We start from the raw sequence: 25,231 nt of genomic DNA, 5'->3' as shown, positions 1-25,231 counted from the left end.
ACGCAAAATGATTGCGTAGTATAATTTGAATATTTGCTCAAGAAATAAATAAGTTCTTTTAGAAAATGAAAAGCATCAAAGTTTGGCTTTGATTAAAAATATCAAACAAGTCCAGTTGCGTGTTTCTGTATAGCACCATTGTAGGGAACTTTCCGCGAAAGCGAATTATGTTTTTCTATGCAACTTGATTTGGAGGTTTTGATGGTTTTCCAAAAAACTGTCTCCTATCGGTCGTGGGTTCGAATCCCACTCACAGCAATGTGATAGTTCAGTCTGGTTAGAACAATAGAAATTTGCAGGTTCGAATCCTGCATCAACTTAGGTTGATTGGACGAAGTGGTAAGTCAACAGACTCAAAATCTGTATTTCCAGAGACCATCACTCTTAAAAGATGACCATTAGAAAAAAGCTGATTTGTCTTTGTCAGTGAAATTAAGGTTTCAAATCTGAAGTTTCACACTCATGATAAAGCCAGTGCGAAAAGCAATGTTTTTTGAAATGCCTGTTTTCTTCTCGATTTGATTGCTTAAATGATTTGGGGATCATCTTTGCAAAACACAGTCGAAAACAACTCGGGCAAACAAATTACAAACTCTTCATCCGTTTTTTTCGGAGGAGAAAGGCAAAGAGGTTTTTTATTTAGAAAAGAGAATAGAATAAAGAGAATAGAATAAAGAGAAGTTTACAGATTTCAGAACTTGAAACTTTAAACTTGAAAAATAAACAAAAAGTTAAAAAAATATAACCATGATTAAAAGAATTAAAATTGAAGGTTACCAAGTAGGTTTGGTTTTCGAAAATAGAAAATTAGTTAAAGTAGCTGAAGAAGGGTCGCACTGGATTTTTGGTGAGAAAAATGTATTGATTTATGATATGAATGCAATTTTTCAAGCGCCTTTTGAATTGAATATTTTATTGCAAAATGAAGTTTTAGCGTCAATGCTTGAAGTTGTTGAGGTTGCTGATAATGAAATTGCTCTTCATTTCGTTAACGGAAACTTTAAAGGTACGTTAACTCCAGGCAGACATACTTTTTGGAAAGGAATTGTAAAAAACGAATTCAAAAAAGCAGATCTTTCAAAAATTGAAATTACAGAAGATATCTCAGTAAACTTATTGGAAAATAACCAATTGAAGTACTTTGTCAGAAAGTTTATTGTGACAAGCAATGACAAAGCTTTGTTGTTTGTTAATGGAAGTTTTTCTAAAGAATTAAAATCTGGAACTCATTATTTTTGGAATAATGCGATTACAATCGAAGTTAAGACAATCGATACAAGACAGCAGCAAGTTGAGATTTCTGGACAGGAATTGTTGACCAAAGATAAAGCGGGATTAAGGATTAACTTTTTTGTGAGATACCAAGTGGTTGATATTATGAAAGCTTTGATCGAAAACAAAGACTTTGAAAAACAATTGTATGTTGCGATGCAATTGGCTTTAAGAGCTTTTGTGGGCGGATTGACTTTAGATGAATTATTGGCTAAAAAAGATACTATAGCCGAAGCAATTTTGGCAGAAGTAACAACCAAAATTGAGGACTTAGGTTTAACAATTTCTGATGCCGGAATTAGAGATGTAATCTTGCCAGGCGATATGAAAGAAATCATGAATCAGGTTTTGGTTGCTGAGAAAAAAGCGCAGGCAAACAGTATTATGAGAAGAGAAGAAACCGCTGCAACAAGAAGTTTGCTTAACACAGCAAAGCTGATGGAAGAAAACGAAATGTTGTGGAAATTGAAAGAGATGGAGTACGTCGAGAAAATTGCTGATAAAATTGGGGAAATCACGATTTCTGGAGGCGGAAACGTAATTGGTCAATTGAAGGAAATCTTCGTGAAATAAAGAAAACCATCAACGGAAACGCTGATGGTTTTTAATTTAAAAATTTAAAAAAATGAATACTACAGATAAAATTATTATTATCGATTTAGAAGCCACATGCTGGCAGGGTGAAGTCCCGAAAGGGCAAGAAAATGAAATTATTGAAATTGGTCTCGCGGTTTTGGATACCCAAACAGGAGAAATTTCAAAAAATAAAGGAATATTAATCAAACCGTCACGATCAACAGTCAGTCCGTTTTGTACGGAACTCACGACAATTACGCAAGATTTGCTGGATGAAAACGGAGTGAGTTTTGAAGAAGCAATCAATCAACTTGTTGATGAGTATCATCCCGATTTGTACACTTGGGCAAGTTACGGCCAGTACGACTTGAATATGCTTAAAAAACAGTGCAAATCATTCGGAGTTGCTTACCCAATGGGAGACGAACACATCAATGTCAAAACTTGGTTTGCAGAAAAGTTTGGTTTAGTAAAACCAACGGGAATGAATGGAGCTTTAGCGCTATTGAATATTCCTTTAGAAGGAACGCATCACAGAGGTATTGACGATGCCAAAAACATCGCGAAGATTTTGAATTGGTGTCTTAAAAATTAGAATTTAATTTGTTTTCCAGTTATCAAAGTATAATTGGTAACTGAAGAAAACTGTAGGCATGTTATGTTTGCAGTTTTCGTGTTTATATTAAATCCATTCTCCTGCAGCATTGTAATCATCAGGAAGATAAGTCAGGTATTGAACCATTCGCGGTTTCTCTCCATTATTGGGTGTTGCACAGTGCGGAAGCGTGTTGTGCCAGATGATAAAATCGCCTGCATTGCCAATAATTGGTTTGGACTGCAAGGTTTGTAAAGCTTTGCTTCTTGGATTTTCATCAGGCTCAAGTTCGTCCAACCATTGATTAATTTGGTTGTGAAAACCTGGAACGCAGTGAAAAGCGCCATCTTCTGGCCCGCAGTCCGTTAAATAAAGCATGCCTTGAAGTGCGTAAGTCAGCGGTTTTTTTAAACTCATATCCCAATGCAACGGACTTCCAAGAAAATTGAAATCAGACGTCTCAGGCGGATTAAAACTTACTTTATCAATTGTTTTGTAAATCTTATCGGTTTCATAAAGCTGTTCATAAGCCTTTTTTACTCTTGGCGAAAAGCGGTTGCGATTTAAAGTTTCATGATCCGAAAAATTAAGCATTAGTCCCTTTTGGTCTTCATGGCGCTTGTACCAGCTTTCTTTTTTATTCGGATCCATTTTTAAATATTCCCAAATCGCTTTTTGTGTAGCTTCGCAATCTTCTTTAGAAATGGCATTTTTTACTACGATATAACCGTTTTCATTCCAGAATTCAAGATCTTGTTCAGACAATACATTTTCGGTCAAATCTTCGGTTTCGTAAATGGTATCTCGTTTTCTGCCGCTTATCCAATTTTTGAAATTTTCAAAATTGGGTTTTTCAGCATATAAAAAGAGTAATGTATCTTCCATGCCAATGCCGAGTTTATACAATTCTTTAACTTCGTTATCCCAATTTGAGTGATCTGAATTTGTTTCATTAGGATTTACAACACGTTTCCATAATTGTTCGAGAACTGTCCAAGGCATAAGTTTTTGGTTTAGTTGAAAGAAAACTTAAAAATACGGGATTTATGTTTTGGAGGTTAAGGTAGAAATACCTGTTTTTTTATACTAAAAACGGCCGTCTTTTCAGACAGCCGTTTTCAACTTTTTGGTTATATTATTTTGATTTAATTATTCCCGTAGATTTTACCGTAAAGATCTTTGTAGATTTCCTTAATGATTTTACGTTTTAATTTTAGAGTAGGAGTAAGCTGTCCGCCATCAATAGACCAAACATCTGGAGTTAATTCAAAACGTTTGATTTGCTCCCAGTGACCGAATTTTTTATTGATTTCTTCCACTTCGTTATCAATACGTTTAATCACATCTGCATTTTCGCTTATTTCCTTATCAGTTGATCCTAAAGTTATTTTATGGATTTTAGCCCATTCTTTTACAAATTCAAAATTAGGCTGAATAAAAGCTCCAGGCATTTTTTCGCCTTCGCCAATAACCATAATCTGCTCAATAAAACGAGATTGTTTCATTGCATTTTCGATCATTTGCGGAGCAATATATTTTCCTCCAGAAGTTTTAAACATTTCTTTTTTACGATCGGTAATTTTTAGGAAACCTTCGCTGTCAATTTCTCCAATGTCTCCCGTATGGAAATAACCGTCAATTAAAGCCTCGGCTGTTTTTTCGGGATCTTTGTAATAGCCTAACATTACGTTTGGACCTTTACATAAGATTTCGCCATCCTCGGCAATTTTAACTTCGATATTACGAATTGGTTTTCCGACAGTTCCAATTTTAAAACCTCTGTTTCTCTGGTCGTTTACAGCAATTACAGGAGAAGTTTCAGATAATCCGTAACCTTCCATAACTGGAATTTCTGCTGCAGCAAAAACTCTCGTCAAACGTGGCTGAAGTGCAGCACTTCCAGAAACCATTAAATCTAAATTTCCGCCCAAACCTTCTTTCCATTTGCTGAAAATTAGTTTGCGGGCAATCTTTAATTGGAATTCATACCAAGCACCGTTGGCTCCGTATGGTTCGTATCTTAAACCTAAATCAATAGCCCAGAAGAAAAGTTTTTTCTTAATGCCAGTTAATTCAGCTCCTTTAGCATAAATTTTATCGTATACTTTTTCTAAAAGTCTTGGCACAGCAGTAATAACTGTTGGACGGACTTCTTTTAAGTTGTCGCTGATTTTGTCAATTGATTCTCCAAAATATACCGAAACACCATAATATTGATAGATATACAAAATCATTCTTTCAAAAATATGGCAGATTGGCAAGAAACTCAATGCCGTGCTTTTTCCTGGATCAAACGGAATTCTTGGCGCGCTGTCCAATACGTTCGAAACTATATTTTTATGCGAAAGCATTACACCTTTTGGTTTTCCTGTAGTCCCAGAAGTATAAATAATAGTAGCCAAATCATCCGTTTTGATGCTGTCTTTTCTAGCTTCTACTTCGTTTTGATTGCTTTCGTCTTCACCAGCCAAAAGAAGATCTGACCAGTGCTTGCAACCTGGAATTTCGTTAAAAGAATAAACCTCTTTTAAAGTTGGCACATTCGCTTTAATAGCATTTACTTTCTGTAGAACTTCTTCATCAGAAACAAAACAGTAGATACTGCCGCTATGATTTAAAATATATTCGTAATCTTCTTCGGCAATTGTTGGATAAATCGGAACATTTTGAGCACCTGTCTGCAAAATACCAATATCCATTATATTCCACTCCGTTCTGTTGTTCGAAGTAATTAAAGCAATTTTATCATCTTTCTGAACGCCCATGCGCAATAATGCTCTCGAAACAGCATTTGCTTTTGCAATATATTCCTGGCTAGATGTTTTTTCCCAGGCTCCATTTTTTTTGGTTGCAAGAGCAACTGGAAGGTTGTAAGTTTCTTGTTGATAATAGGGAAAATCAAAAAGGCGTGTGATTGAAACCATGTTTAATATATTGAATTTTATTGCAAATTAAATAAAATTTAGGTATGATTTTCAGTTTTATAAAATTTTATGGGAAAATTTATATACACTATTAAAAATCAACGAAAACGTTTTCTTTTTTGCGGTAAAATTTCTAAGAAATCAAGAAAAATTTAATTTGAAAATGGTTTTAACAGGCTATTGTACGTTATAATCTTCATATACTTTTACTCTTTCGCCCATCAAAAACATTTTTTTCTTGGCAAAATGAATAGAAAATTGAGAGTAATACCATTCTTCTCCGTCAGTTGGTCTGTACCAAAAAGTGTAAGAAGCACTGTTGAATCCTTCTTTAAAAACGGGAACACCTTCTTCTGTGCATTCTATGCCCCAATTAATCTTTTGTTTGCTTAAATCTTCGGCCTGAATAAAGCCTGTTCCGTCTGGATTTAAAACTGTAATAGGCTCTTTTTGATTTAATGGAGCGTAAGTTCCAGGTACTGGATAACCAATTGTTGTGGTTATAAATCGATCTTTTGAATTGTGTTTGATCTGATCAACCTGAACTTGTGAATGGGATTGAAAGGCAGTGAAAAATAATGTTATCAATAATAAATGTAAAAATTTCATTCTATGTAGGATTAAGTGTTTTGGGCTGAAAAAATCGATAGAACCGATTTCTCTCGGCGAATATAATTCAATTTTTTAATAGAATTGAGCTTAAAAATACAAGAATGAAATTTTTCTTTTTTAAAGATTTTAAGTAAGTTTTTACTCCGTTGAAAACTGGTTTTCTAGTAACTTTTCTTTAAAATCAGATCTAAATGTATAGGCAAATGTAACCATCAAAGCTCTAGTATCAGACTTAGAAATTCTGTTATTTTTAAATAATAACGTGTTGTTTTTATAACCGCTTTCTAACGTGTTAAACATATCGGTTACGACTAATCCAAGTCGGGCATTTCCTTTTCCTAACTTTTGCTGAAATCCCATATCGACATTATAAACCGGAATTCTTTTTCCTTGTGGAGTTGCAACGGCAGAATTATAATTTCCTATTAATTGAAGTTTTCCGCCTTTCCACGGAACAAAATTGTTGATTATTTTTCCATACCAGCTAAAGGCACTGTTTACAATATCTTCTGATTGTGGCAGATTGCCTCCGCTAATGTTTTGCTGAAAGGCCGTTAAACTAACATTAGCATCATAAAAAGAAAATGGTTTCAAGCTAAAAAGGCCTTCGAGTCCGTAAGTAACCATGTTTCCAATATTTTGAGGTTGAAGCAAAACCGCACCATTCTCTTGAAGTATAGAATATTGTCTAATGGTATTATTGGCATTTCTATAAAAAGCATTTCCAGAAAGTGAATAGTTGTCCCAGTCTTTATTATAGTTTAATTCGATAATATGAATAATTTCAGGTTTTAAATACGGATTACCTCCATGCGGATTTAAAGCGTCTGTAATATCAATAAACGGATTCAGATCATCTAAATCTGGACGATTGATGCGTTTGCTATAGCCAAATTTTAAGGATTCGTCAGATTGTAATTTCAGTTGAACAGAAGCAGAAGGGAAAAGTTTTACGTAGTTATTCGAAAAACGATCACTGCCATTTTCTGTTTTTCCACTATTTGAAACTTGTTCCGCACGAAGTCCCAAATAATATTTCCATTTCTGATTTTCCTTAGAACCAGAATAAGAATTCAAGACTCCATAGAAAGCATTTATTTGTTCGTTGAAATCAAAAATATTGCTCGTTAGCGGATTTATGACATAATCTCCATTAACTAAATCAGCACTTTGAAAATCAGAATTAAAGAATCTAAAAGTTCCTTTGTAGCCTGTTTCAACTGTTGATTTTTGTGAAAAAGGAAAAGTATAATTCAGAATAGCATTTGATATATTTTCTTTTCCGTAATTATGTGTCTTCTGCCAAAAAGTATCGCCAACTTGTGCACCGCTTTCGTCATAATTATTGGTGTCAATATGTGTGTTTTCTCTGCCAAAATTGAATGAAGTTGTAATATTAGCATTTAAGTTTTTTCGGTCATCAGAAAATTTTCGATCATAATTGAACGCCATTTCTGCAGCTTTCGCTTTTTGTATTTCTAAGGAATTACGCTGGTTGGCAGAGAAAAATTGATTAGAATTATTGAAAATAGCTGTATTTAAAGTTTCGTCATTGTCTTTACTTTCAAGATTTCCTAAAGCTTCAAACGAAAATAAGTTTCTTTCATTTGGAGAAAAATCAAGATTGAATTTTAAATTCTGTAAACCTTCTGTACGTTCATCATGTCTTATTTGACTAATATAATGTTCATCAGCGATGAAGTAATTGGTTCTATCGCCTTTTATACTTTTAGTTCTTCCTGCAAAACGATTATCATATGCAAGACCAATATTCCATTTGTCATTTTTGTAATTTAGAAGTGCAGAACTGCTTAATCTTCCTTTAGCTCCAAAACCGGCGCCTAGAACCGCGGCTCCATTTATTCCGTTTAAATTATTCTTTTTTAGTTTAATATTGATAATCCCGCTTTCGGCATTGGCATCGTATTTTGCAGTTGGACTTGTAATGATTTCAATGCTTTCAATACTGCTTGCTGGAATCTGATTCATATTGGTAATAGCAGAATTTTTTCCATTAATCAAAATCAAAGGAGTTTTCCCGCGCAGCGAAATGGCATCATCGGCATCAACTGAAACGGTTGGGATATTTTTTAGCATATCAATTGCAGTTCCTCCCGACTGCGAAATATTCGAAATGGCATTAAAAACAAAACCTTCAGATGTTTTCTGTATTTGTTTTTTCTGCGAATTCACAACAACGGTATTCAAAAGATTAGCATCTTCCTCTAAGACAATATTATGGAGTGAAATAGGTGTGCCTGTAAATTTTATTTTCTGATTATAGGATTTAAAACCAATCAGACGAAATTTTAAAATATATTCTGCTGGATTTATATTTTCAAGAATGAATATTCCAGAAGAATCGGTTGTAGCATACGCTGAAATTTTGGTTGTATCGTTAACAGGTTTTAAAACCACATCGACAAACTCGATCGGATTTTTTCCGTCAGATACAATTCCGTTAATCGAATTTGTTTTTTGGCCAAAAGAGTATTGGCTAAAAGCGAATAAGATAATTGCAACGACTAAATTTTGTTTCCAGTTTTTCATGAGGCAAAGTTATTTATCCGATAAAAAAAAGGAATAATAAAGCACCTTAAGATAGTATTAAATTAAACTTAGGAAGATTAATTAACTTAAGAAAAGGAAATTGAAAGGAGTAAAAAAAGGTGTTTTTCCCCGTTTAAAAACAGGAATTTATATTGATCCTTTGTGAGTTGTGTCTGCTAATTTTATCCTATTAAAAATGCGGAAGCCGAAAAGCAGATGAGTAGGCATTATTTAAAACATAAATAAAATGGAAACAGCTTTCTTTTTAGCAATGGGATGGTGCGGAACTAAATATCCGGGATGGTGGAAACGCTTTTTTAAAAATCCGCCACTGCCGCCAGACCCAGAACCTTGGTGGATAATCGGAACAATCGGTTTGGGATTAATTGCTGGCCTTGCAGGCGGAACATTCTTTAGTGATGCGATTCGTGACAGCCAATTTTTCTCTGGACAAAATGCAGTAGCATCAGGTCTATTTGCCTTTGGTGCCGCAAGTGTGGTAACAGGAGTGGCAACAGCGTTTAAACGTTAAAAAAAATGCCTCGACTTTAGGGATAGCGTCGAGGCATTTTTTGTTTTTTTATTTTTAAAATAAGTTGCTATAGATAATTTTAAGACCGAAAATGATACATATTACAGAAGAAATGATAATGAGATAATACTGCAGTTTTTCAGATTTCAATATAGTTTTGGTAAAAGGTATGCTGAAAAGTCCCGCAGCAATGAACATTCCTAAAATCGATCCTAAACCAAAAATTAATATGTACAATAATCCTTCTAAAGGTGTTTTCATCTGTGAAATCACTAAAATAACCAACGAACCACTTCCGGCTAATCCGTGAATTAAACCCACTCCAAAAGCTGTTTTGTAATTTTTGTTGCCCGAATGATCGTGCGGAAAAGCAGCTATAGGATGTGAATGAGTATAAGTGTGGGCATGCATGTGAGTATGCGTAACTCCATTGCTGTGCGTATGCTCGTGACTGTGATAATAAGTATGCGAATGTTCTTTTTTATAAAAAACTTTAGACAAACGATAAAGTCCAAGCATAATGAGCATTAAGCCAACTACAGCCTCTAGATAACTGAAGATATTTTCGCTGATCGAAATTTTAAACCCAATCATAATAATACCTACAATAAAAATAGTTGAGGTATGGCCAACTCCCCAATACATTCCATCTTTTAAAGCATCTTTAATTTTACTTCTATTGGTGACCAAAATATTTACGGCCAATAAATGGTCTGCTTCAAAAGCATGCTCTAAACCTGCATAGATGGTAATTAAAAATCCAATCATTACAAATTATAAATAGTTGAAATAGGCTGCGCATGCTCCTTCAGAAGAAACCATCGGAGCTCCCAGCGGATTGGATGGTTTGCATTTCTTTCCAAACTCAGGACATTCATGAGGCCTTTTATTTCCAGTTAGAATTTGTCCGGCAATACACGATTGATTTGCTTTTTTATTGTTTGTTGGAATCAAAAACTTTTGATTCGCATCATATGTTTTGTATTCTTCTCGAATTACAAGTCCACTGTTTTCGATAGCGCCAATGCCTCGCCATTCTTGAGTTCCAATTGTAAAAACAGTATCCACAACTTCTTTTGCCCGAATGTTTCCTTCTTCTTTTACCAATCTTGTATATTGGTTTTCTACTTTGTATTCGCCTTTTTCAAGTTGCAGAATAGTATGATAAATGGCCTGAACCATATCAGCAGGCTCGAATCCAGAAACAACAATCGGAATTTTATATTTTTCAGCAATTGGATAATATTCTTCAAGGCCAACAATGGTACACACATGGCCGGCTCCTAAAAAAGCATTAATAGTGCAAAACTCATCAGACAAAATAGCTTCCATGGCAGGCGGCACCAAGACATGAGAAACTAATAAACTAAAATTGGTCAAACCCAGTTTTTGGGCATATTGTACCGCTAAAGCATTGCTTGGAGCAGTAGTCTCAAAACCTACGGCAAAAAAAACGACTTCTTTATCAGGATTTTTAGAAGCAATATTTACAGCTTCGAGTGGCGAATATAAAATACGCAATTCGCCACCTTCTGCTTTTGCCTGAAGCAAGCTCTTAACAGAACCAGGAACACGAATCATATCTCCAAAAGAACACATGATTACTCCTTGATTCATTAATTCGATGGCTTTGTCAATTAATGAAATTGGAGTAACACAGACAGGACAACCTGGTCCGTGAATCATTCGGATATTTTTTGGCAATAAATCGAGTAAGCCATTTTTTACTAGTGAATGTGTCTGTCCGCCACAAATCTCCATTATATTCCAGGGCTTTGTCGTTATTTTATGAATTTCGCTTATATAATGTTTTACCAACTCTGGATTTCGGTATTCAGAAAGATATTTCATTTTAGATAATATTTAAAAGCTTAATGGTAAAAACCAAAGTAGAATTGGGTTGAATCATTGGCGGAGCACCAATTTCTGCGTATGCCAAATCATGCGGAATATAAATTTTCCAACTCGATCCTACTGGCATTAATTGTAAAGCTTCCTGCCAGCCTTTGATAGTTTGCGAAATCTGTATTTTTTGTGGGCCAGAATCTTTAGTAGAATCGAAAACATTTTTGTTTAATAAATAACCTTCATAAATAACACTTACGGTATCTGAGTGCTTCGGAATTTCGCCAGTTCCTTTTTCTAAGATCTCATACTGAAGACCGCTTGGTAGTGTGATGATATTTTCCTTTAAAGCATTTTTTGTTAGAAAAGCACTTCCGATTTCGGCATTTTTCACTTTTAATTCTTCTTGTAGAAGTGCCACATAATTATTAAAAATTTCAATAGAACGTTTGGGTGAAATTTTTTCAGTAGACTTTTCAAAAACAGATTTCATTCCGTCTGCAAAATCCTCATACATGACTTCTTCAAAACCAATATCTTTTAAGCTTAACGCCATAACAACTCCAGCAGAATACGAAATTTTATCCTTCTCTTCGGTCTTACCAATATGTCCTAATAATTCTAAAATATCCATATTTTAATTTTTTAAATGTAAATAATGATTAAGCTGTCCAAAGGATATGTTTTCATCATTTGGAGATAACATTTCATGAAAATGTAATTTGTATTTTGGTTTTAAATGATCAATAATTAAATCGACGAAAACACTATTTTGAAATACACCGCCACTAAAAGCAATTTCTTTTGATTTTGAAAAAAGAGCGATTTTTTCGATGCACTTCACTAAGGTGTAGTGAAAATTTAGAGAGGCAGTTTCCCAATTTGTCTCACTCTTCGAAGCTTTAATAAGTTGTGTCAGCAATTTTTTTGTTGGGATTGTATTGCTGATGTTTTCATCCCGTAGATAATCTTTTAATTTAACGTGCGGTTTGTTGTAAGCTTCTTGCGCTAATTTCTCCAAATACATTGCAGCTTCACCTTCAAACAAGATCGGATTATGAAAACCTAAAACAAATGCAACGGCATCAATTAATCTTCCCATTGATGAAGATTTAATCGTTTTATTTTTAATGAGATTTGAATAAATTTTTATTTCGTTTGAATTAAAATATTTCCAAAAATGGTTGTTGCAATTGCTTATAGATAGAGCTGCAATCTTTGGATTTTTAGCCATTTTATCTCCCGCTATCCAAGAAAAATACCCCAAATGAGCAATTCTTTTTATTGGTTTTTGACGGAGATATTCAAAAAATTCTCCGCCAAAAATTTCTGTCTCGCTTCCGTACCCAGTTCCATCCCAGATTACGCCTAATATTTTAGATTTATTCCACAATTTTTTTTCAGCCAGAATTGCTGAAAAGTGAGCCTCGTGATGCTGAATTTTAAAATTTTCCAGTGTCTCATTTTTAATCTTAAAATCACTAATTTTTTTATTGTTTTCGTAATTAGGATGCTGGTCATGAAGGACTATATCGGGAGAAAAATTGAAGAAATTTGCATAACTACGTACTTTGTTTTCAAATCTGTTATAAGTTTCATAATGTGATAAATCGCCAATATATTCACTAGTATAAACTTGTTGATTTTGGGTAAAAGTGAGCGTGTTTTTTAGATCGGCTCCTAAAGCGAGCACTTTTTTATCTGTGCTTTTCGATAAAGGAACATCAAGGTTAGGAGCAAAACCTCTAGATCGGCGTAAGATTATTTTTTGTTTGTGCTTATTCGAAAACTTAATTACAGAATCATCCTGAGAATGTTGAATTTCTAAATTATGATGTAAAAAATAATCAGCGACTGTATGTAATGATTTTGTAGCTTCAATAGTGGTAGAACAGATAGAGGAGCCATTAAAATTACCACTCGTAGCAATTAGAGGTTTGTGAAACAATTTAGAAATTAAAAACAGCGTTCCAGAGTTTGGCAGCATAGCACCAACGGTATTGACATTTGGCGTTATTTGTTGTAGAGCCAAATCTAATTTTTCTTTTATGGATAAAATGACAATTGGAGCTTGGACAGAAAGAAGCATATTCTTTTCTGTTTTGTCATAGTGTAAATAATTTTCAATTTGAGGCAGATCTGTAAATAAAACCGCGAAGGGTTTAGTTTGCCTTTTTTTTCGATTGCGAAGTTCTTGAACAGCATCAGGGTTTGTTGCATCGCAAAGAAGCAGATATCCACTGTTATTTTTGACAGCTATTATTTTACCTTCATGCAACTTTTGGGAAACAGTTTTAAAAATTTCTTTATTACTGCCAAAAATTATATTTCCAGCATTATCTGTCAGTGAAATTTGTACACCACAGTCAGGGCATGAATTGGTTTGAGAATGAAAACGGATATCTTTTGGACTGTGATATTCCTCTAGACATTTTTTACACATTTTAAAAGACTGTAAAGTAGTGTTTTCTCTTTCAAAAGGAAATTTAGTTGCAATAGCATATCTTGGTCCGCATTCCGTACAGCTTATAAAAGGATAATAAAATCGACGGTTTTTGGAATCTAAAATTTCTTTCTTGCAGTTTTCACAAATTGCAAAATCTGGTGTAAGTAGAGAATTCACCGCTATGTTTTCTGCTGTCGGTTTGATCGAAAAGGTATCGAATTTTTCTGCAACTAAAATTTCTGAAATTGCAATATGTTGAACTGTCGAATTTTTAGGATATCTTCTTTTTAATTCATTATAAAACCTTATTATAGCCGCTTCTTTTTCTTGCGCAACTATAAGAACTCCAAATTGATTATTAGATACATAACCTTTCAGATCATGTTTTATAGCCAAATTGTATACAAAAGGTCGGAAACCAACGCCTTGTACAATGCCAGAAATTACTATTTGAAAGGAGGGAATCAAAAAAAAGGGAATTATTAGTTTTTAAAATTTGCTATTTGTGTCACAATTTGATCGGTAACTTTTTGAATGGCTTCATCTACTTTTGGAGAGAGTGTCATAGACATCGGTTCCATTTTCAGTATCGTGATTGTATATAAATAAATTTCGGGCATGGTATCGAGCATCGATAAAATATCGACCATGTCTTTAAGCCCGAAATTGTGTCCGCTCAACGAAACTGGAAAATCTTCAGAAAAGCGCGGTTTTAAAAGTGTTATTGTTCCTTCTTCTTTACCGTCCATTGTAGCATCTACAATAATCACTTTTCTATGATTTTCTATGTAAGGAATTAACGTAAAACCACCAGTACCGCCATCTATAAAAGAAATATTCTCTGAGAATTTTGTTTTGTCAATTCGATTTATAAAATGAACTCCAACACCTTCATCTCCCATAAGATAATTGCCAATTCCTAGTACTAGAATTTCATTTCCATCAGTATGGAAATGATCTATCTTTTTTTCAATAACATCTTCTTGCATATTTCTTTGGTATCAAAATTAGAAAGCAGTTTACCATGGTAAATCCTGCTCAATATTTTCATCTGTATTATTGATGTTCTCCTCTGTTTTTACTCTTTCAGTACGTACAAATTTGTAACCGCTTACCATTGCAGATGTTTCACCCAAGCCTTCCAGCCAATCGTGGAAGAATACTAAGTAGATATGAACTATAGCAAAGAGGATAAATGTCCAAGTGGTAAAATGATGTATCGTTCTAACATTGAGATCACCGCCTGCTAAATCAGTAACCCAACCAAACATTTTTGGAAAAAACCATGTCGAAGTTGGCGCATACATAGCAAAACCTGTAAAAACCATTATTAATGCCATGATAAACATCACCAGATAAGATGCTGCAGCCACACTATTGTGACCTACAGCACCGCTCGGGGCTCCGTTTGTTTCTTCATTTTGTAAAAAAATGTCATATTTTACAACATGCCACATTCTTTTAAAACCTTCTTTTTTAAATGGAAAAAAGACACGCCAATTCGCGTATTTGTTTCCTTTAAAAGCAAAATATACCCTCAAGATCATGACCGCAACTAATAAATAGGCACATGCAAAATGGATTTCTCGAATGTAACCAAGCCAAAATTGATTGGTTGCTTCTTGTTTGGAGATTATACCCGGCGGATTACCTATGATAAAACCTGTTGCAACTAATCCCGTAATTGCCCAAGCATTTATCCAATGAAAAATACGTATCGGTAACTGCCAGATATAAGCTCTTTTATAATCGTTAGTTTTTGTTGGCATGTTGTAAATTTTATATTAAATAGTGCAAATTGAAATATCGTTTACTTCTTTAATAATGTTGCCGTTTTCATCGTATAAGTGAACTGCACAAGCAATACAAGGATCAAAAGAGTGAATAGTTCTAATGATTTCTAATGGCAAATCTGGATTTGCAACTGGCGTATTCAATAAACTGCTTTCATAAGGAGATCGCTGTCCTTTTGGATCTCTAGGTGAAGCATTCCATGTTGAAGGAACTACTTGCTGATAGTTGGCAACTTTTCCATTTTTGATAACAATCCAATGGCTTAAAGCACCTCTAGGAGCTTCTACAAGCCCGACTCCTTGAGATTCTTTTGGCCATGTTGAGGTTTCCCATTTCTCCATATTGGCCATTTTTGTATCTCCATTTTTGATATTCTGAATTAAAGCATCAAAGAATTCCAGATTCCATTCTGCTACTAATTTTGATTCTAAAGCTCTGGCAGCAGTTCTTCCTAAAGTTGAAAATAAGGCTGCAGCAGGAATTTGTAAAGTCGATAATGTCGAGTCTATGATATCTTTAAATTCTTCCCTTCCTGATGCGTAACCAACCAGCATTCGCGCTAGCGGACCAGCTTCCATCGCATGACCTTTCCATCTAGGGGTTTTGATAAAACTGTATTTCTGATCTACATTTAAATGCGTATATGGAGGTTTTGGACCAGTGTAATTAATCTTCGTTTCGCCGCTCCAAGGCTGTCTTCCTGTATTTCCTTCACCTTCATAATCGTACCAAGAGTTGTTTACGTATTCTTCAACCGTTTTTAAATCTCTTAGGTCTAAGTCATGAACTTTTGTTAGATCTTTATTTAAAATAACACCAGAAGGGAATTTGAAAGTATTCATGTTGGTATTATTATATCCCTGAGTTGGAAAATCTCCAAAAGACATAAAATTATGAAAGCCTCCAATAGCTCCCCAATCTTTATAAAAACCTGCAATTGCTAAAACATCTGGTACATAAACTTGTTCAACAAATCGTTTTCCGTCTTCTAACAGTTGTCTAACAAATGCCAATCTTTCTGCGTTTAATCCACTGGCATCATCTAGATTTATCGAGCAGGCCATTCCGCCCACTAAGAAATTGGGATGCGGATTTTTACCTCCAAAAATAGCGTGCACTTTTACAATTTCTTTTTGCCATTCTAAAGCTTCGAGATAATGAGCTGTAGCCATTAAATTGGCTTCAGGAGGCAGTTTCATTTGAGGATGTCCCCAATAACCATTGGCAAAAATGCCTAACTGACCGCTGGCAACAAATTTTTTAAGTCGTTTTTGTAAATCTGAGAAATAGCCTGGAGAACTTTTAGGCCAGTTAGAAATGGACTGTGCTAATTGAGATGTTTTCACAGGATCTGCATTTAGACCACTTAAAACATCTACCCAATCAAAAGCATGCAGGTGATAAAAATGCACTACGTGATCGTGTAAGTACAAAGCACCAAGCATAATGTTTCTTACAATTTCTGCATTTGGCGGGACAACAATTCCCAATGCATCTTCTACTGATCTCACTGATGCTGTAGCATGTGTCGCAGTACAAACACCGCAAGTTCTTTGTACAAATGCCCAAACATCTTTTGGATTTCTATCTTTTACAATATTTTCTAAGCCTCTAACCATTGTAGAAGATAAAAAAGCTTCTTTTATCGTTCCATCTGAGATTTCTACTTCGGCTCTCAAATGTCCTTCAATACGTGTAATAGGGTCTACTACGATTCTCTCTGCCATGTTTATTTTTTATAGATTATAAATCCTCTAAATGTTTTTCGTTTTCAGTTCCCTGATTAATTCTATGAGTAAGTTCTTTTCTTTTAGATATATTAGAAATAATGGCATGTGCACCAATTCCAGCCGCAACTCCTCCAAGAGCTATTTTGCCTAAAGTGTCAGCATTTGCTTCAATATTGCCCGGATTCACTGCTGCATCTCTAGAATAGAAACTTCCTGCATCCCAGAAATCATTGGCACTACAGCCAATGCATCCATGTCCAGATTGAATAGGATAACTTACACCACCATTCCATTTCATGTTACCGCAAGCGTTGTATGTACTTGGTCCTTTACAGCCGACTTTATATAAGCAGTATCCTTTTTTGGCATTTTCATCATCAAAGCTCTCTGCAAAAAGTCCTGCGTCAAAATAAGGTCTGCGATAACAGCTGTCATGAACTCTTTTTGAATAAAAAGCTTTCGGACGCCCAGAACTGTCTAATTCTGGAAGTTTTCCAAATGCAACCACGTGCACAATGATTCCAGCCATAACTTCTCCAATAGGAGGACAGCCAGGAACATTAATAATAGGTTTATCTGTAATGATTTTGTGAATTGGTACTGCACCCGTTGGATTTGGTTTTGCAGCCTGTACACAGCCAGACGTTGCGCAGCTTCCCCAAGCAATAATTGCTTTTGCTCCAGCAGCAGCTTCTTTTAAAATTTCAACAGCACTTCTTCCACCAATACAGCAATAATTTCCGTCAGCTCCCATCGGAATAGAACCTTCTACACAAAGGATATATTCTCCTTTATATTTATCCATTGTTGCTTTTTTAGCTGCCTCAGCCTGATGTCCAGAAGCCGCCATGAGCGTAAGAGTGTAGTCTAAAGAAATTTTGTCCAGAATAATATCAGCAACGATAGGATGGTCCGATCGAATGAATGATTCGCTGCAGCAAGTGCATTCTTGAAAGTGTTCCCAAATTACGGGTAATCGAGGAGTAGTTTCTAAAGCTTTAGTAATTTGGCCAATTGCCGAACTTTGAACACCCATGTAAGCACCTATATAGGCAACAAACTTTAAAAAATCCCTTCTACTGTAGCCTTGCCTTTCTATACTATTATAATAGGTCTCGTTGCTTTTTTCTTTTTCCTCCATACTGATACTGTTTAATAAAAATGCAGTTTTAGAAACTTTGTTTACATTTTTTGCGGGGCTAAAATTATCTAAACATTTATTTCGCAAAACTGATAATTGTCAGTTTTTACTTTCTTTTTTGTTTTTACCTTGCGAGGTTGAAAAAATATTTGTAATAAAAAGAAATCATGCATGAGCTTTCTGTAGTTACCTCAATTGTAAAAATTGCCGAGCAAGAAGTACATAAAATAAAAGGGAAAAAAGTCTTAGAACTTTATTTAGAAATTGGAAAATTATCGGGAGTAGAAATAAGTTCTTTTCATTTCGTCTGGCCGCAATGTATTAGCGGAAGCGTTTTGCATGACTCCTTATTATATGTTGAAGAACCAATTGGAAGAGCCAAATGTGCCGAATGTGAAACGGAGTTTCCGATAGAAAAAAGTTTTGACAGCTGTCCAAAATGCAATAGTCCATTTAAAGAGATACTGTCAGGAAAGGAATTAAAAATAAAAAAGATAATTATTAAATAAATTTATATATGTGTACGACTTGCGGCTGCAGTTCTGATGAAAATGAAATACGATTCACCAAGATAGGCGATAAAAACTTCTATTCTCATTATCATTCCGGACATTATCACCATCATCATCACGAAGACCATCATCATGAACATCATTTCGATCACGACCACGATAATGATAGTCACGACCATGACCACGACCATATTCATGATCATCATCACTCGCATGAAATTAATATTGTGCAGCTTGAAAAAGATATTTTGTACAAAAATCAATTGACAGCCGAGCGAAATAGAGGCTTTTTTGAAGCCTTAAACATTTTTTCAATTAATCTTGTCAGTTCTCCAGGCTCGGGAAAAACTTCTTTGTTGGAGCGAACGATTTCAGATTTAAAAAGTAAAATGGCATTTTCGGTTATAGAAGGTGATCAGCAGACTACCAACGATGCCGACAGAATTCACAAATTAAATGTTCCTGTGATACAAATCAATACTGGAAAAGGCTGTCATTTAGATAGCGAGATGATTGCGAAAGCAGTTAAGGAATTAAAGCCAGTTCAAGATTCGGTATTGATGATTGAAAACGTTGGTAATCTGGTTTGTCCTGCGATGTTTGATTTGGGCGAACTGAAACGAGTTGTAATTATCTCGGTTACAGAAGGTGAGGACAAACCGCTTAAATACCCAGATATGTTTTTAGGTTCACAAATCTGTATTATCAACAAAATAGATTTGCTGCCCTATTTAAAATTTGACTTAGAAAAATTAAAAGAATATGCTAAAAAAGTCAATCCGCATTTGACCTTTTTTGAGGTTTCGACAACTTCAGGAGAAGGGTTATCTGCATGGTATGAGTTTTTAGCGCAATCTATAAAACGATAAATATGTGTTTAGCAGTTCCTGGTTTATTAGAAAAAGTAGTAATAGAACTTGATGAAACTTTCAGAATTGGAAATGTTTCTTTTGAAGGTATTATTAAAGAAGTTAATCTGGCGCTCGTTCCTGAAGCAAAAGTGGGCGATTATCTTTTAGTGCATGTTGGCGCGGCTATTGGAATCATTGATGAAATTGAAGCTAAAAGAACGATGGAAGTCCTGAAAGAATTGGGCGAAGAAATTTAATTTTTAGCGAAATGAATAAAAATAAAGAAGTCATTCATTTACATCACGGAAGTGGCGGTGAACATATGACTAAATTACTGAATGAAGTAATTTTTAAGATTTTGAAAAATGATATTTTAGAAGTGCGTCATGACGGCGCATTTTTAAATATTCAAGGAAATTTGGCATTTTCTACCGATAGTTATGTTGTGTCTCCTATATTTTTTAAAGGTGGAAATATTGGAGAACTTGCCGTAAATGGTACTGTTAATGATCTTTCAATGTGTGGTGCGGTTCCTAAATTTTTATCTCTGGCATTAATTATAGAAGAAGGTTTTAGTCTGGATAAATTTACAGAAATCATTAAATCTATAAAAATTGCGGCAGATAAGGCTAATGTGCAAATCGTTACAGGTGATACTAAAGTTGTAGAGAAAGGAAAAGGAGATCAAATTTATATCAATACTTCTGGAATTGGAGTAATTCATGAAAGGGCAGCTATAAAAATTCAAAACATTCGAGAGAATGATGCAATTATTATAAATGGACCGATCGCTTCGCATGGAATGGCTATTATGTCTCAACGCGAGGGTCTGGAATTTGAAAGTGATATTTTGAGTGATACTACCAATTTAAATCACGTTGTGGCAAATTTAATAGAGAGATTTGGAGGTAAAATTCACTTTTTAAGAGATGCTACACGAGGCGGACTTGCTTCGGTTTTACACGAAATAACAACAGAAATTAATTTTGGCATTTCCATTTTTGAAGAAAAAATAAAGGTACAGAATCAGGTGAGAAGTGCCTGCGAATTGCTAGGTTTAGATCCTTTATATGTTGCCAATGAAGGAATTTTTGTCTGCATCGCTGCGCCTGAAATCAAGACAGAAGTTTTAGAAATTTTACAAAAAGAAAATTCAAATGCTTCAGAGATAGGTTTTATTACAGCTGAGCATCCTTCAAAAATAGTTATTGAAAGCAGTTTTGGAGGAAAAAGAGTTGTGAATCCTTTGGTTGGTGAGCAATTGCCGAGAATTTGTTAATATTGTATAGCCACGAATTCACGAATTTTATTAGCAAAAATTGAATTAATGAAATTCGTGAATTCGTGGCTATAAAAAAACGCTCGATAAAATTCGAGCGTTTTAGTTATAAATATATTTTTAGTTTTTTTCAATCCATTTTCTGGCGTTGACAAACGCTTCATGCCAAGGAGTGTATTCGTCATTTCTATCTTTTGGATAATGTGCCCAGTTCCATTGGAAAGTAGAACGCTCAATATGAGGCATTGTAACCAAATGTCTTCCTGTTTTGTCGCACATCATAGCTACATCATAATGAGAACCGTTCGGGTTTGCTGGATATCCTTCGTAAGCATATTTAGAAACAATGTTGTAGTTTTCTTCACCCATTGGTAAATTAAATTTACCTTCTCCGTGAGAAACCCAAACTCCTAAAGTGCTTCCTGCCAATGTTGATAACATTACAGAGTTGTTTTCCTGAATTTTTACAGAAGTAAAAATACTTTCGTGTTTGTTACTGTCATTATGAAGCATTTTTCCGTGCACTTCATGCTCTGGATTAATTACTTCCAATTCCATAAACAATTGGCATCCATTACAGATTCCGACAGATAAAGTATCTTCTCTTTTAAAGAAATTATCTAAAGCTGTTTTTGCTTTTTCGTTGTATAAGAAAGCTCCAGCCCATCCTTTAGCAGAACCTAAAACATCTGAGTTAGAGAAACCTCCAACAGCACCAATAAACTGAATATCTTCTAACGTTTCGCGACCTGAAATTAAATCGGTCATGTGAACGTCTTTTACATCAAATCCAGCCAAGTACATAGCGTTTGCCATTTCACGCTCAGAATTACTTCCTTTTTCGCGGATAATAGCTGCTTTTGGACGAGGTTTAGAAGCATCAATTACTGGCGCTTTACCTGTAAAATGACTTGGGAAAGTGTAATTTAAAGCTTGATTTTTATAGTTTTCAAAACGTGCTTTAGCAGTTCCGTTTTTAGATTGTTTTTGATCTAATAAATAAGAAGTTTCGAACCAAATGTCTCTGTATGTAGGAATATCCAATTTATAAATTCCAAATTCCAAAACAGCTGTGTTTTGAACTTCTCCAATTTTGAAAAATTCAATATCATTAGCTTTTAATCTAGCTTCAACTGCTTCGTTTGAGTTGGCTTGGAACACGATTCCGATGTTTTCTGCGAAAAGGATTTTCAATAAGTCTTTTTCCGCGAAAGCGCTGAAATCAATTTTTGCTCCCAAATTCACATCAGCAAAACACATTTCTAATAAAGTGGTGATTAAACCACCGCTTCCGATATCGTGTCCAGCTAAAATTTGATTTTCAACGATTAATTCCTGAATCGTATTAAATGCATTTTTGAAGAAAGCCGAATCTTTAATAGTAGAAGTTTCGTTTCCAATTGCATTTCTAATTTGTGCAAAAGATGAACCTCCAAGTTTGAAATCATCTTGAGACAAATTGATATAATAGATTGAATCTCCGTCTTTTTGTAAAACAGGCTCTACTACTTTTTTAATATCTGTACAGTTTCCAGCAGCAGAAATAATTACCGTTCCCGGTGCAATTACTTCATCATTTGGATATTTTTGTTTCATCGAAAGTGAATCTTTTCCAGTTGGAATATTGATTCCTAATTCGATTGCAAATTCAGAACAAGCTTCAACAGCAGCGTATAAACGAGCATCTTCACCTTCGTTTTTACAAGCCCACATCCAGTTTGCAGAAAGAGAAACCCCTTTTATTCCGTTGATAATTGGAGCCCAAACTAAGTTTGATAACGATTCTGCAATAGCATTTCTAGAACCAGCAGCAGGATCAATCAAAGCAGCGATAGGAGCATGCCCGATAGAAGTTGCAATTCCTTCTTTTCCTAAATAGTCCAATGCCATTACACCAACGTTGTTCAAAGGCAATTGTAATGGACCCGCAGTTTGCTGTTTTGCTACTTTTCCTCCAACACAACGGTCTACTTTGTTAGTTAACCAGTCTTTAGATGCAACCGCTTCTAAACGTAAAACGTCTTTTAAATACGATTCGAAATCTGCTGCATTGTAAGCAACTTCAGCATATTTTCTATCAACAGTTTTATCTGTCATAATCGTTTTTGGAGAACTTCCGAAGAAATCTTCCAAAGCATAATCCATTGGTTTTGAACCGTTAGATTGTGATTGGAATGTAAAACGGTGATCGCCTGTAACATCTCCAACTTCGTACATTGGCGAACGCTCTCTATCAGCAATTCTTTGCAATGTATCGATATCTTTTTTACCAATAACCAATCCCATTCTTTCTTGAGATTCGTTACCGATAATTTCTTTTGCAGAAAGAGTAGGGTCTCCAACCGGTAATTTATCTAAATCGATCAAACCTCCAGTTTCTTCCACCAATTCAGAAAGACAGTTTAAGTGTCCACCCGCTCCGTGATCGTGAATCGAAACAATTGGATTATTGTCGCTTTCTACTAAACCACGAATGGCGTTTGCAGCACGTTTCTGCATTTCTGGGTTAGAACGCTGAATCGCATTTAACTCAATTCCTGAACCGAAAGCTCCTGTATCTGCAGAAGAAACCGCAGCACCACCCATTCCGATTCTATAATTTTCACCACCCAAAATAACGATTTTATCGCCTTCTTTTGGTTTGTGTTTAATTGATTGATCTACTTTTCCGTAACCAATTCCACCCGCTTGCATGATTACTTTATCGTAACCAATTTTTCTATTTTCTTCTTCATGTTCGAAAGTTAAAACAGAACCTGTAATAAGCGGCTGGCCAAATTTATTTCCAAAATCAGAAGCTCCGTTTGAAGCTTTGATTAAAATATCCATTGGAGTCTGGTACAACCATTTTCTTTCTTCAACTGCATTTTCCCATTTTCTTTCGTTGTTTAAACGAGAGTAAGAAGTCATGTAAACTGCAGTTCCAGCCAATGGCAATGAACCTTGACCACCAGCTAAACGGTCACGAATTTCTCCTCCAGATCCTGTTGCAGCTCCGTTGAAAGGCTCAACAGTTGTTGGGAAATTGTGTGTTTCTGCTTTTAAAGAGATAACCGAATCAAATTCTTTTACTTCATAAAAATCTGGTTTGTCAGCAGATTTTGGTGCAAATTGCTGCACTTTTGGTCCTTTTACAAAAGCAACGTTGTCTTTGTAAGCAGACACAATATCGTTAGGGTTTTCCTGAGATGTTTTTTTGATTAATTTAAAAAGAGAAGTTTCTTTTTCTTCGCCATCAATTACAAATGTTCCGTTGAAAATTTTGTGACGGCAGTGCTCTGAATTTGCCTGAGAAAAAGCAAAAATCTCAGAGTCAGTTAATTTTCTTCCAAGTTTTGCTGAAAGATTGTTTAAGTAATCAACTTCTTCTTCGCTTAAAGCTAAACCTTCAGCTTTGTTGTAAGTTGCAATATCTTCAATCTCCAGAATTGGTTCTGGCTGAATGTTGATAGTGAAGATTTCTTGATCTAATTCATTGAATTTTTGGAATAACATTGGATCAAAATCAGTGAAATCTTCTGTTGCAGGATGAAATTCTTCGATTCTGATGATGCCGTCAATACCCATGTTTTGAGTAATTTCTACAGCATTTGTACTCCAAGGTGTGATCATTGTGGCGCGTGGACCAACAAAAAAGCCTGCCAGTGCAGATTTTTCGATCTTGTTTGCATCGGCAAAAAGCCAGTTTAATTTTGAAATGTCTTGAGCTGAAATTTCGTTTTGCGTTTGTACGGCAAAAACAGTTTTGCTTTGGTTTTCAAAGAAATGGATCATTTGTGTAGTTTGTTGTATTGAGCTGCAAATTTAATGTAAATAAATAGTAAGCGCAAATTTGGAAACTGTTCTTTAAAAAAAAGTTGAAATTGCTTTTTTCTTGCAGAATTATTTTTTTCTGCCACGAAGGCGCTAAGGCGCAAAGTTTTTTTATTCTAAACAGGTGAAGGTTTTTATTTTTAATGGATTGTCGTGATTTTACCTTTTTTTTGTGAACTGGAATTTTATTAATACTGCTAAATCATGACTCTCGCAGATTTTGCAGATTTTGCGGATTTTTTTCATTTGGAAGGGCTGGAAAAGTTTTATTTCACGCAGATTTGCTCAGATTTTAGCAGATTTTGATAGATTTTTATTTTAAAATCTGCTAAATCTGCGTGGAAAAATCTTTAATGGTATTTTATGAAATGATTAAAAAAGTTTCACGCAGATTTATAAAGATTTTAGCAGATTTTATAGATTTTTATTTTAAAATCTGCTTAGATCTTTAATTGATAAATTAATCTGCCTTATCTGCTAAATCTGCGTGAAAAACATTAATGGATTTTAAGGAAGTGATTAATAAAGTTTCATGCAGATTTATAAAGATTTTAGCAGATTTTAATGGATTCTATTTTAAAAATCTGCGCAGATCTTTACTCACGAAGCTAATCTGCTTTATCTGCTAAATCTGCGAGAAAAAATATTAATGGTATTTTACGAATGATTAAAAAAGTTTCACGCAGATTTATAAAGATTTTAGCAGATTTTAATGGATTCTATTTTAAAAATCTGCGCAGATCTTTACTCACGAAGCTA

The 25,231-nt window shown here is 34.8% G+C and carries 20 protein-coding genes; 7 read left to right on the top strand and 13 right to left on the bottom strand.

Features of this window, described 5'->3' with window-relative positions; genetic code table 11:
* Positions 1-747: 747 nt before the first annotated feature.
* Together Q9Q97_RS19615 and Q9Q97_RS19610 are read left to right on the top strand one after the other, a co-directional pair.
* Positions 748-1,845, top strand: coding sequence for a slipin family protein (locus Q9Q97_RS19615; protein ID WP_306160216.1), 1,098 nt, complete (start codon positions 748-750; stop codon positions 1,843-1,845).
* Between the two features lie 52 nt (positions 1,846-1,897).
* Positions 1,898-2,443 (top strand): 3'-5' exonuclease, encoded by a 546-nt coding sequence (locus Q9Q97_RS19610; protein ID WP_306160214.1) that lies wholly within the window; start codon positions 1,898-1,900, stop codon positions 2,441-2,443.
* A gap of 87 nt (positions 2,444-2,530) precedes the next feature.
* Here Q9Q97_RS19610 and Q9Q97_RS19605 read toward each other — a convergent pair whose 3' ends face one another.
* From Q9Q97_RS19605 to Q9Q97_RS19590, 4 genes are all read right to left on the bottom strand, one after another.
* A complete protein-coding gene (locus tag Q9Q97_RS19605; protein ID WP_306160213.1) occupies positions 2,531-3,445 on the bottom strand; it encodes a phytanoyl-CoA dioxygenase family protein in 915 nt (304 codons plus the stop codon).
* Between the two features lie 143 nt (positions 3,446-3,588).
* A complete protein-coding gene (locus Q9Q97_RS19600; RefSeq protein WP_306160211.1) occupies positions 3,589-5,367 on the bottom strand; it encodes a long-chain fatty acid--CoA ligase in 1,779 nt (592 codons plus the stop codon).
* Positions 5,368-5,544: 177 nt separating this feature from the next.
* Positions 5,545-5,976 (bottom strand): hypothetical protein, encoded by a 432-nt coding sequence (locus Q9Q97_RS19595; RefSeq protein WP_306160210.1) that lies wholly within the window; start codon positions 5,974-5,976, stop codon positions 5,545-5,547.
* Between the two features lie 141 nt (positions 5,977-6,117).
* The gene (locus tag Q9Q97_RS19590) at positions 6,118-8,529 is read right to left on the bottom strand and encodes a TonB-dependent receptor domain-containing protein (protein WP_306160208.1); all 2,412 of its coding nucleotides are present in this window, start codon (positions 8,527-8,529) and stop codon (positions 6,118-6,120) included.
* A gap of 247 nt (positions 8,530-8,776) precedes the next feature.
* On the opposite strand from Q9Q97_RS19590, the gene Q9Q97_RS19585 reads away from it, so the two are divergent.
* A complete protein-coding gene (locus Q9Q97_RS19585; protein ID WP_306160206.1) occupies positions 8,777-9,061 on the top strand; it encodes a hypothetical protein in 285 nt (94 codons plus the stop codon).
* Between the two features lie 54 nt (positions 9,062-9,115).
* Here the strand turns inward: Q9Q97_RS19585 and Q9Q97_RS19580 are convergent, their stop codons facing one another.
* From Q9Q97_RS19580 to Q9Q97_RS19545, 8 genes are read right to left on the bottom strand one after another with little or no spacing between them, the layout of a single operon-like run.
* Positions 9,116-9,829: a sulfite exporter TauE/SafE family protein gene (locus Q9Q97_RS19580; RefSeq protein ID WP_306160204.1), complete on the bottom strand. Its 714-nt coding sequence runs from the start codon at positions 9,827-9,829 to the stop codon at positions 9,116-9,118.
* Between the two features lie 6 nt (positions 9,830-9,835).
* Complete coding sequence (hypD, locus tag Q9Q97_RS19575) at positions 9,836-10,912, bottom strand: hydrogenase formation protein HypD (RefSeq protein ID WP_306160202.1); 1,077 nt, start codon at positions 10,910-10,912, stop codon at positions 9,836-9,838.
* Between the two features lies 1 nt (position 10,913).
* Positions 10,914-11,540 carry an FKBP-type peptidyl-prolyl cis-trans isomerase gene (locus Q9Q97_RS19570; protein WP_306160200.1) on the bottom strand — a complete coding sequence of 209 codons (627 nt, stop codon included), beginning with the start codon at positions 11,538-11,540 and terminating at the stop codon, positions 10,914-10,916.
* Between the two features lie 3 nt (positions 11,541-11,543).
* Positions 11,544-13,820, bottom strand: coding sequence for a carbamoyltransferase HypF (gene hypF, locus Q9Q97_RS19565; protein ID WP_306160198.1), 2,277 nt, complete (start codon positions 13,818-13,820; stop codon positions 11,544-11,546).
* Positions 13,821-13,834: 14 nt separating this feature from the next.
* The gene (locus Q9Q97_RS19560; protein ID WP_306160196.1) at positions 13,835-14,341 is read right to left on the bottom strand and encodes a HyaD/HybD family hydrogenase maturation endopeptidase; all 507 of its coding nucleotides are present in this window, start codon (positions 14,339-14,341) and stop codon (positions 13,835-13,837) included.
* Positions 14,342-14,371: 30 nt separating this feature from the next.
* A complete protein-coding gene (cybH, locus tag Q9Q97_RS19555) occupies positions 14,372-15,121 on the bottom strand; it encodes a Ni/Fe-hydrogenase, b-type cytochrome subunit (RefSeq protein WP_306160194.1) in 750 nt (249 codons plus the stop codon).
* 15 nt (positions 15,122-15,136) lie between these two features.
* Positions 15,137-16,873: a nickel-dependent hydrogenase large subunit gene (locus Q9Q97_RS19550; RefSeq protein ID WP_306160193.1), complete on the bottom strand. Its 1,737-nt coding sequence runs from the start codon at positions 16,871-16,873 to the stop codon at positions 15,137-15,139.
* A gap of 16 nt (positions 16,874-16,889) precedes the next feature.
* Positions 16,890-18,017, bottom strand: a complete 1,128-nt coding sequence (locus tag Q9Q97_RS19545) for a hydrogenase small subunit (protein ID WP_306160191.1) — start codon at positions 18,015-18,017, stop codon at positions 16,890-16,892.
* 167 nt (positions 18,018-18,184) lie between these two features.
* On the opposite strand from Q9Q97_RS19545, the gene Q9Q97_RS19540 reads away from it, so the two are divergent.
* The 4 genes from Q9Q97_RS19540 to hypE are packed head-to-tail and all read left to right on the top strand — an operon-like array spanning position 18,185 to position 20,659.
* Positions 18,185-18,526, top strand: a complete 342-nt coding sequence (locus tag Q9Q97_RS19540) for a hydrogenase maturation nickel metallochaperone HypA (RefSeq protein WP_306160189.1) — start codon at positions 18,185-18,187, stop codon at positions 18,524-18,526.
* A gap of 8 nt (positions 18,527-18,534) precedes the next feature.
* Positions 18,535-19,398, top strand: coding sequence for a hydrogenase nickel incorporation protein HypB (gene hypB / locus Q9Q97_RS19535; RefSeq protein ID WP_306160187.1), 864 nt, complete (start codon positions 18,535-18,537; stop codon positions 19,396-19,398).
* Between the two features lie 2 nt (positions 19,399-19,400).
* Positions 19,401-19,637 carry a HypC/HybG/HupF family hydrogenase formation chaperone gene (locus tag Q9Q97_RS19530; protein ID WP_306160185.1) on the top strand — a complete coding sequence of 79 codons (237 nt, stop codon included), beginning with the start codon at positions 19,401-19,403 and terminating at the stop codon, positions 19,635-19,637.
* An 11-nt stretch (positions 19,638-19,648) separates the two neighbouring features.
* Positions 19,649-20,659, top strand: a complete 1,011-nt coding sequence (gene hypE / locus Q9Q97_RS19525; protein ID WP_306160183.1) for a hydrogenase expression/formation protein HypE — start codon at positions 19,649-19,651, stop codon at positions 20,657-20,659.
* Positions 20,660-20,779: 120 nt separating this feature from the next.
* Here the strand turns inward: hypE and purL are convergent, their stop codons facing one another.
* Entirely contained in the window at positions 20,780-24,433 is a 3,654-nt protein-coding gene (gene purL / locus Q9Q97_RS19520; protein ID WP_306160181.1) for a phosphoribosylformylglycinamidine synthase, read from the bottom strand.
* Positions 24,434-25,231 lie beyond the last annotated feature (798 nt).

It is taken from the genome of Flavobacterium sp. DG2-3, assembly GCF_030730925.1.
Classification (GTDB): domain Bacteria; phylum Bacteroidota; class Bacteroidia; order Flavobacteriales; family Flavobacteriaceae; genus Flavobacterium.
This window is presented reverse-complemented; position numbering and strand designations above follow the sequence as displayed.